Origin of the sequence: Coleofasciculus sp. A1-SPW-01 (assembly GCF_040217205.1) — a bacterium.
GTDB lineage: Bacteria > Cyanobacteriota > Cyanobacteriia > Cyanobacteriales > Coleofasciculaceae > Coleofasciculus > Coleofasciculus chthonoplastes_A.
This window is the reverse complement of record NZ_JAVJNP010000227.1, coordinates 21,221-30,329: the sequence shown is the minus strand read 5'-3', so window position 1 is coordinate 30,329 and position 9,109 is coordinate 21,221. Positions and strand designations below refer to the sequence as shown.

The window sequence follows — 9,109 nt, the reverse complement described above, 5'->3', positions numbered from 1 at the left end:
TATCAGTGTGCCGTATTCTGACGTTGACGATGGATCAGGGACTACCGAGGGAGCCTATTAATAAATGTAACGTCATTAGGTTGAAACCTAGATATGTCCAGCCTTCTGAATTGTTAAGAAAGATGTGAGTAATGCATAGCTTTTTAAGGGGGATTTAGGGGGATCGACAATGTACCGCATAGCAGAGCAAACTGCTGTATGGTTCAAGTGTTTATGGCAATTTAGTCAAAGGATTTATTGACTAAGAAATCGGTAAATCCCTGTAAACCCGCACTATCTTACTGATCATGAATCAGTTAAACATCGCTCTAACCGCCATCGCCGCACTGGTTGTAGCTGTGGGGCTACTCTCTAAACCACTGCGGCGGATGTATTTTTCCGACTCGACGATTGCGCTGCTGTTGGGTATTCTGATGAGTCCACATATTCTGGGGTGGCTTGATATAACAGGCTGGTGGGGCAATCAAGAGCTTTTGATTGAGGAAGCCGCCCGTTTAACCCTTGCCATTGGTTTAATGGGTGTCGCCCTACGTATACCTAAAGGATATGTTCCCCGACACTGGAAGTCTTTAGTGGTAGTACTGGGGCTAGTCATGCCCCTGATGTGGTTGAGTAGTGGTTTACTGGTCTGGTGGTTATTGGGTCTGCCTTTTGGGGTAGCGATGTTAATTGGGGCAGTGATAACACCGACTGATCCGGTTGTCTCTACGGATATTGTTACGGGGGTCATTGCTGAGGAAAATATTCCTGGACGTTTACGTCACCTTATCTCCAGTGAATCAGGCTTGAATGATGGGTTAGCGTATCCGATAGTTTATCTGCCTATTCTACTCCTGACGCGATCGCCTGGAGTTGCTCTTTCCCATTGGGTGCTGCACACCCTACTTTGGGAAATCGGTGTCGCTATTTTGGTGGCTGTATTGTTGGGCTATACTGCGGGTCGATTATTAGTCTGGTCTGAAAAGAAGGGCTTAATTGAGAAAAAGTCGATTCTCGCTTATACAGTTGCCCTTTCACTTCTGGCATTGGGGGCAGCAAAGTTACTGGGTAGCGATGGTATTCTAGCCGTTTTTATAACCGGATTAGTCTTTGATGGACTCGTGAATACTCAGGAAAGAACTGAGGAAGAGGGTATCCAAGAAGCTGTGGATCGCTTCTTTACTCTACCCATTTTCCTGTTATTGGGTTTGGTCATGCCCTGGCAAGACTGGCTACAACTGGGCTGGAAAGGCTTACTGCTAGTGGTAGCCGTCTTGTTCTTGCGCCGCCTCCCCGCAATCCTGGCTCTCAGTCCTTTGATTAAGCGCCTGCACGGTGTCTCAGATCCTCTGTTCGTGGGTTGGTTTGGTCCCATTGGCGTTGCGGCTCTTTACTACTCTCATCTAGCGCTGCGCCTCACGGGTAATCACCAGGTTTGGGTAGTTAGTAGCTTGCTAATTTTTGCCTCTATCCTCGCCCATAGTATTAGTGCCACGCCTTTGAGCCAACTCTATGGCTTTAAACATCAGAATCGCCAAACCTCTGAGGCTCACTAAGTAGGGTCTGCTGAATAAGTGGTGAGGTGAGGGGGAGATGGGGGAGATGGGGAAGCCATGTAGAGACGTGCCATGGCACGTCTGGAAGGTGTTCCACAAGAACATACCAACGTTAAGGTGCAGCAATCAACGCCACATCAACCTGGTCTTCTTCAGGTTGGCTCAATTCAACTCGGATATTCGGACCAAAGAATTTTTCTATTTTTTCCCGCTTTTGTTCCCATGTTTCAAAGGGAATCAGCGGCGAGTAAAATTCCAGTACTAACGTGTAAGCACCATCCACTACAGTTTCTCGTAAACTATTGAGGTCTGGTCGTTCCTCATCGCTAGGTGAGAGACCCAAACTTTCCAGGGAGCTATCTAAATGAGCGTCTTGACCGTAACGATAACGCATCACATCTTGGCGAATTTGGTTTTGAATGGGAGTAGCTGTCTGCTGTCGCTGTTGTAACACGTCCGGTGGTGTGGGTTGACTTAAAGGTACAGGCTTGAGTTCGGCGGCTTTCAGGGCAAAACCACCCAGTAAGATGGGGACGCCGTAGAAAAATCCCACTAAATTTAAGGTCGCGTTCTCGGTGGCATAAGCTACAAAGCCGATGATGGTCAGTACTCCCCCAACCCACAATCCTACCGTTCCCAAGGAAATTTTACGTAACATCTTCATTTAACTATCTACACAACAATCACTTTAGCTTTATTATCGGGTCAAGGGGTGGCATGGGAAATGATCGGGTGCAGAACATCCACGTTTTAGCTCTTGGATCTTGTGGATCTTGCCTGAATTGCTCTAGGGGAGCAAAGGCAAAAGCGTCAACGTCGTATTGTCTTCGTTATACTAGGCAAATTCGCTCTCTCGTAGCGCGATCGCTGTGTCGGCAGAAGTCCAACCTTCTCTGTAGCATGGTATGTAAACAGTTTTTATAAGCCCAGTTTTGTTTAGTCTGCTGTTGTCTCTATTGCAGCATTTTTTAAAATGATTCAAGAAAAAAAGCAACAAGCATCCTCCAAAAACCACCGTTTTCGCGATCAGCTTGATTCGTTAAAGCGTGAGGATGAAACCCTAAATAATATTCTGGCTGTTGATGTTTGGGCGTTGGCAAAAACCATGGATGAATTTTATCCCGGCTTTTGGTCAGCGTTTATGAAAAATCGAGAAAAGGCATTAAAGCGATTTATTGCCGAAGTGATTAAAAATAAACCGACTAAATCCAAACGTCCTCCTTTCCTCAGCTAGGATACCCATTCAGTAAGTGAATCATCAACTGAAATCCTGGAAACTTATTCCTTGCTTATGGGAAGGATAAAACAACAGCATGTTAATATTTAGTTGTGGCAGATGTACTACCCAGGAAATCGATCTATTTTCTAGGTGTACCTCTCCACAGATCGTTGATATGCCTGGGTTGAGGAAACGCCTCACCTTATATCATTGTTGGTTTGCCAATGTAGAAAAATAGCGAAACTAAAGGATAGGAATTATGGACTCACAAGCGATGCGAGATCGCATAACTGTCATTGAGAGTAAGCGAGAGTTTCTCGTCAAACTGTTAGAGGAACCGAATTTAGGTACTCTGAGAATCGATGTTAATCAAGCCCTCGAAGAACTAGACGATTTAATTGAGGAATTTAAGCGAACATTTCCTGAATCAAGCAGTAATCTTTAACCAATTATTTGGATCGAAAAGCTACCTGTAATAATTATTGTCTGACTTGACTTACTCTTGTTAAAAAGTAGGCGAGCAAGATGCTCGCACTACTTTTTAAGATTGGAAGGAGTTGCTCAAATTAATAAGCATCCTGCAATTCATAGAAGTCAGGCGAGATATAATCCTTCCGCAGGGGCCAGCCTACCCAATCTTCCGGCATCAAAATCCGCTTCAAGTTGGGATGTCCTTCATAGACAATGCCGAACATATCGTAGGTTTCCCGTTCTTGCCAGTCAGCACTCTTCCAAATCCAATAGACAGATGGCACGCTGGGATTCTCTCGTGGTAGAAATACCTTCACCCGGACTTCTTCAGGTTGCTCAGCATCATCGCTGATCTTAATTAAATGGTAGAAGCTGACCAACTCTTCGCCAGGACCGACATCATAACCCCCTTGACATTGCAGGTAGTTAAACCCATAAGCATACAGAGCCGTGGCAACGGGAATCAAGACCTCTGGTTGTACCTTAATCACCTCAATTCCCAGGTGATCCGGTTCCATTAACTCGGTTTCAAACCCGTTTTCCTTCAGCCAGCCGTGGACTTCTCCTGTCTCAGCGAGTGGGGATTCTTCCGTATTTTCTTGGGTCTGTTCTTTGGACTCTTCTTCAGCCACGATTGACCTCCTGCTGTTGAGAAGACTTCAGTGCGGGGGGAACCGGCATTCCCATCGCTTCGGTTAACTCCTTCGGTGGAGTGTGGCGATTTTCAGACCGCAAGTATTGACCTGTGAGAATATCGGGTACAACCTTCATGCTATGAGTGGTGCTGTAATAGCGGTGGGTTGGACTCAGAGTTGCCCGTTCCTGGATAGACTCATTTGCCACCTTCTTGCGAAGTTTAACGATCGCATCCATAATCGCTTCGGGACGGGGTGGACAACCAGGAATGTAAACATCCACGGGAATCAACTTATCCACACCCCGCACGGCGGTTGGTGAATCGACGCTGAACATCCCCCCAGTAATCGTACAAGCCCCCATCGCCATCACATATTTAGGTTCTGGCATTTGCTCATACAGACGTACTAGCGCTGGTGTCATTTTCATCGTGATCGTGCCAGCAGTAATAATCAAATCCGCTTGTCGGGGACTACAACGGGGCACCAATCCAAATCGGTCAAAGTCGAACCGAGACCCAATCATCGCCGCAAATTCAATGAAACAGCAGGCGGTGCCATACATCATGGGCCACAGGCTGGAAAGCCTAGCCCAGTTGTAGAGATCGTCTACTGTCGTCAAAATCACGTTTTCTGAGAGGTTTTGCGTCACCTGAGGACGACTGATGGGATTAATAATTTTCTCTTTGGGTTGCTGCTGTTGGGAAGCAGCGTTTGCTGTATCTGTATTCATGACCATTCCAAAGCTCCTTTGCGCCAAGCGTAAACGAGAGCAACGACAAGAATTGCAATAAAGATGAGTGCTTCGATAAACGCTAGTAGTCCTAGCTGATTGAAGGCGACTGCCCAAGGATAGAGAAACACGGTCTCTACATCGAAAATCACGAAGACCAGGGCAAACATATAGTACCGGATATTGAACTGAATCCAAGCGCCCCCAATCGGTTCCATGCCAGATTCATAAGTCGTCCGGCGTTCGGGGGAGCGGATGCTGGGTCGCAGCAGCTTTGAGGCTGCCAGCGCTAGGACGGGGACTAAACTGCTTGCCAGTAAGAACCCTAGGAAATATTCGTAGCCGCTAAGAACAAACACAATAGGTAAGTGTCCCTAAATCTTGTCGTTATTACTTCTTTACATTCTTTTACCCATTATAAGGGTCGTGGGTTGTCTGCAAATTGAAGTCGGTCAAGTTTTTCCGAGACGATGAGATTTCCGCGATCGCGTTTATGGTGTGTATAGATTAACCACCTATCAATGTGATCGCCTGTTTGGTTGGCACTTCGACAGTGTAGGCTTACCTGGTTATAATTGACAAGCTATGACTGAGCTACCGATGTTTGACGAGTTCCTACACGCCTTTTTTGGTATATTCCAAAAGAGCTTCAAAAGAGAAGCTGATTTTTTGAGCTACATAAATCGCCCAGATGCTCAACGCAGAGGAGATGAAGCCTCTATTGTGGACAACGCTATTATCAGTCCTTTGCTTGAGTTACTGGGTTTTGCACCAGGGGAGCAAGCTTATAACCAGCAGAAACAAAGTAGTCGTCCTGATTTTGCTCCAAGCGATCCGGTGTACGGCACTTGTTTTATTGTGGAGGACAAAAATACATCGCTGACGCTGACCCTGGATCTGAATGATCCGAACAGTCATCTATCGCAGTTACGGGGTTATATACGTGGGTTGCGGTTCGGATGGCTGACAAATGGTAGACAGTTTATGGTTTGGGAATTTTCCAATCCAAGTCAGCCTAGATGCATTGTTGATTTGGATCTTCCCACTGCGATTCGGGAATGGAATCAGGGAGGAGCCGCAAGCCTTGCTGATAATACGACAAGAGCATTACGAGATGTATTTGATCTGTTCGGTAAAGAAGCATTTACCAGTCTGGATCGGTTAAAGGATGAACTGGCGATCGATCTGGAGGAGTGGCAGCAACGGGCGTTACCCCTTGGCAATGGTGGTGGGAATGAGCCGATTTTGGTGGAGTCGTTGCAGTCGTTGGTGGAGGAGCTTAAGGGGGATGCGCGGCGATCGCTGAATCATCACCTAACCTTACATGATGAATACCTGAATAAAGCCAATCGATTGACGGATGATGCTATTGAATCGGCGACACAAGAGATTCAACAGTTGCGGGAACGGGTGTTGTCTAGTTTAGCGGGTATTCAAAGCTTGGTAGGTCTGAGTGCAGAGGAGCAAGCCGCGATTCAAGCAATGCTGATGCGGCTCGAACAGGATGCTAGGGCATTTATCAGCCCCAAGGAGTTGTTTGATCAGGTGCTTGGGGTGCTAAATCAGGCATTTCAGCGTAAACACGCGGATAAAGCCAAACCGCCAAAAACTCCATCGTCTTTAGAAAAGGATTATACACCGCTCCATGATGTGTTAGTTTCCTATGCCAATATGGTCTTTGGTTGGCATCAGCGACAGGCAACTCTGCGCCAAACCTATCAAGCAAATATTCGTGTATTTGATGATTACACGGTTTGGACGGCTTTGGTGCAAGAAACCATGCTTGGTGGATTGAGTGAAGACCAACGACGAGATGAGTTTGCATTGCAGGCGGCGTATGTGGTGTTTATCAGGCTGCTGTTAATTCGAGTTTGTGAAGATAAGGAACTGTTTCAAGGCGAGGATCGGGTTGCCCATCGGTTTGTGTCAGATGGGGGGATGAAGCAATGGCAGGAAACGATTAAACGCTATTGGATCTTTGCGACAGGCAATCCTTACAGTCCGTTGCTGGATATGGCGTATAACAACGCCCAAAATATTTATGCTCACTTTTTTACTGGACGGGAACTGTTTAACTGGTATCAGTTGAATGAGCAACAGTTGATTATGACACTGTACCAACTCAGCCGCTTTAACTTTGCTGGGGTGGATTCGGACATTGTCGGGACGGTCTACAACACTTATGTCAGCCGCAAAGAGAAGAAGGAAAAAGGGCAGTATTACACACCTCCCGAAATTGTCAATTACATTCTGGATGAAGTGGGATATATATCGGGTGCGGGAATTATTGGCAAGAATAAACGCTTGATAGATCCGGCGTGTGGGAGTGGTTCATTCTTGGTGGCGGCAGCAAAACGGTTAGTGTCGGCTTACAAGAATAATGATGATCCAGTTACTGTATTGGAACGGGTACAAGCCAATTTGTTTGGTTTTGACCTAAATCCATTTGCTTGTTATCTGGCAGAGGTAAATTTACTAATTCAAGTCCTAGATCTGGTGAAACTGGCATATAAAAAGCAGCAGCAGCAACCAATCAAACGTTTTCATATTTACAATGTAGATGCTCTGGCTCGTCCGGCTGGAACTTATCGCTTTGCGTTGTTTAATACGCTGATTGCAGAGGAAAGCGACCAAGTAGACCAAATTAAAAGCCGTTCTCCTAATACATCCTATGCCAATGGATTTGCGTTTGTAGTTGCCAATCCCCCCTATGGGGCAAAGCTGAGTGATGCCTACAAAAATACTCTTCGGGCTGATTATGCTGATGTATTTTACGGTAAACCTGATACTTATATCTTCTTCTTAAAGCTTGGAACAGAATTGCTTGCCAAGAATGGAAGTTTTGGCTTTATCACGCCCAACACCTATCTTATGGGTATAAATAGTGCTGCCTTACGGAGAGAACTACTGAACGTAGGAGGAATTTATCAAATTGTAGATTTGCCTCAAGGAATTTGGGCGGATGCAAATGTAGATTGTGTACTCTTGTTTCTAAATGAGGAAGATGATGAGAAATCTCGTAGAAATCAAAAAGTGCAGATCAACCTATTAGGCATACGTGATACTTTGGACAAACTTACAACGAGAGATTGGGCTGAAGTATTGACACAGCCACAAACACGCTGGATGGATGATTCTAAGTACGAATTTGATATCCGCTATGATTTATTGATGCAAAAAATTGAAGAAGCTTGCTATGTTCCTGTTCAAAACAATGGCGGTGCTACGAATATACTACGGCTTGATGATATAACAGAAAGTACTCAAGGCATTATCCCATACAAAACCAAGTCTGAAGGAAAAGCTAATCCTTACATCAAATCTCGTAGATATGTTCCATCTGATGAAACAAATTGGAAGCCATTACTTGATGGAAGTAGTTTCATTGGTCGGTATGAATTGCGTTGGGGAAATGTACAACCATTCCTAAAATATGGAAATTGGCTTCAGCGTCCGCGTGAACAAAAATACTTTGAGTCTCCTAAGCTACTGGTTCAAGACATGAGAAACCGAGCGTTGATAAGACGTTTGGTAGCAACTTTTGATGAGCGAAAATTTTATAATCGTCATAATTTTAGCAATATAATTGCTAAAGATACTAAATATAATTTAAAGTATATTCTTGCTCTTTTTAACTCATCATTATTAAATTACTGGTTTGCAAGACGAATTGACAATGTTCATATAAATCCCTCTTACTTTCGCCAGCTACCCATCTATCCGGCAGATTCTGATACACAAGCAGCATTTATTGAACTGGTTGATCGCATCCTCGCCAAAAACACCCAACTCAACCAACTGCGAGAACAGGGTTACACCATCAAACGCCAACGGGACGGTAACACCCTGATCGCAATTCCCTATGATCGCCTCTTGAGCGAAATTCAACAGCAAAACCCCAACTTTTCAACCCTGAATTTTTTTGATGCCAGAGCCGCACAGTTGTTTAGCATTCCCGAAAAGTGCAACCTGCAAGAAACCATCAGCAGTAACGTCTTTATTCCACCCAAATATCCAACCAGTGTAGTGTTGCGTAACAATAAACTCTGGTTTGAAATCCCGGATGAGAATATCCGTCGCTATCTGTTGGGCTACCTAAAAGTTCCTCAATGGCAGGGTAAAACCTGGGACGAGATCAAAAACCAAGCACAGATTCCAGAAGAAGAAAGTGACCTCAACGCTTTCTTTGCTTGGGAAGACCAAAAACGCCAAACTATTCAAACCCTACTGGATGAAGTTGACCAAATTGACGCAGAAATTGACGAAAAAGTTCTGAATCTCTACGACATCACCGATCCAACAGACCGACAGCGCATCTTGGAGAGTGGAGCAAAAACTGATGAGGAAGCTGAGACAACGGATACAACTGAACCAGAGGAAGAATAACCCAGTAGGAGGGCGAGTTATAGCAACCGCCATAGCGGTTAGGATACATCATTTATGTAGAGACGCGCCATGGCGCGTCTCTACAATGGTGCCGGAAGTCTTAATCGATGTGTTTACTGCTATAGATGAT

The 9,109-nt window shown here is 45.1% G+C and carries 8 protein-coding genes; 4 read left to right on the top strand and 4 right to left on the bottom strand.

The genetic code is table 11. From position 1 onward, the window contains the following. Positions 1 to 287 precede the first annotated feature (287 nt). On the top strand, positions 288 to 1,535 hold the full coding sequence (locus tag RH949_RS32055) for a cation:proton antiporter domain-containing protein (protein ID WP_006103779.1): 1,248 nt from the start codon (positions 288 to 290) through the stop codon (positions 1,533 to 1,535). Between the two features lie 112 nt (positions 1,536 to 1,647). Here the strand turns inward: RH949_RS32055 and RH949_RS32050 are convergent, their stop codons facing one another. Further along, complete coding sequence (locus tag RH949_RS32050; RefSeq protein ID WP_044209510.1) at positions 1,648 to 2,193, bottom strand: DUF2854 domain-containing protein; 546 nt, start codon at positions 2,191 to 2,193, stop codon at positions 1,648 to 1,650. Between the two features lie 315 nt (positions 2,194 to 2,508). Here RH949_RS32050 and RH949_RS32045 point away from each other — a divergent pair, with 315 nt between their 5' ends. Together RH949_RS32045 and RH949_RS32040 are read left to right on the top strand one after the other, a co-directional pair. Further along, the gene (locus tag RH949_RS32045) at positions 2,509 to 2,769 is read left to right on the top strand and encodes a hypothetical protein (RefSeq protein WP_006103785.1); all 261 of its coding nucleotides are present in this window, start codon (positions 2,509 to 2,511) and stop codon (positions 2,767 to 2,769) included. A gap of 244 nt (positions 2,770 to 3,013) precedes the next feature. Beyond that, a complete protein-coding gene (locus tag RH949_RS32040; protein WP_006103859.1) occupies positions 3,014 to 3,199 on the top strand; it encodes a hypothetical protein in 186 nt (61 codons plus the stop codon). Between the two features lie 121 nt (positions 3,200 to 3,320). On the opposite strand, the gene RH949_RS32035 is transcribed toward RH949_RS32040, so the two are convergent. From RH949_RS32035 to ndhC, 3 genes are read right to left on the bottom strand one after another with little or no spacing between them, the layout of a single operon-like run. Then, a complete protein-coding gene (locus RH949_RS32035) occupies positions 3,321 to 3,857 on the bottom strand; it encodes an NAD(P)H-quinone oxidoreductase subunit J (protein ID WP_006103872.1) in 537 nt (178 codons plus the stop codon). Beyond that, a complete protein-coding gene (locus RH949_RS32030) occupies positions 3,850 to 4,593 on the bottom strand; it encodes an NADH dehydrogenase subunit K (protein ID WP_006103763.1) in 744 nt (247 codons plus the stop codon). The genes RH949_RS32035 and RH949_RS32030 overlap by 8 nt, the downstream gene beginning before the upstream one ends. Then, a complete protein-coding gene (gene ndhC / locus RH949_RS32025; RefSeq protein WP_044209505.1) occupies positions 4,590 to 4,952 on the bottom strand; it encodes a photosynthetic/respiratory NAD(P)H-quinone oxidoreductase subunit C in 363 nt (120 codons plus the stop codon). The genes RH949_RS32030 and ndhC overlap by 4 nt, the downstream gene beginning before the upstream one ends. A gap of 310 nt (positions 4,953 to 5,262) precedes the next feature. Here ndhC and RH949_RS32020 point away from each other — a divergent pair, with 310 nt between their 5' ends. Then, a complete protein-coding gene (locus RH949_RS32020; protein WP_446358901.1) occupies positions 5,263 to 8,979 on the top strand; it encodes an N-6 DNA methylase in 3,717 nt (1,238 codons plus the stop codon). Positions 8,980 to 9,109 lie beyond the last annotated feature (130 nt).

What these genes read in the sequence shown, in the direction of transcription:
- RH949_RS32040 (WP_006103859.1), top strand. Translation starts at nt 3,014, where the DNA reads ATGGACTCACAAGCGATGCGAGATCGCATAACTGTCATTGAGAGTAAG.
- RH949_RS32050 (WP_044209510.1), bottom strand. Translation starts at nt 2,193, where the DNA reads ATGTTACGTAAAATTTCCTTGGGAACGGTAGGATTGTGGGTTGGGGGA.
- RH949_RS32030 (WP_006103763.1), bottom strand. Translation starts at nt 4,593, where the DNA reads ATGAATACAGATACAGCAAACGCTGCTTCCCAACAGCAGCAACCCAAA.
- RH949_RS32045 (WP_006103785.1), top strand. Translation starts at nt 2,509, where the DNA reads ATGATTCAAGAAAAAAAGCAACAAGCATCCTCCAAAAACCACCGTTTT.
- RH949_RS32055 (WP_006103779.1), top strand. Translation starts at nt 288, where the DNA reads ATGAATCAGTTAAACATCGCTCTAACCGCCATCGCCGCACTGGTTGTA.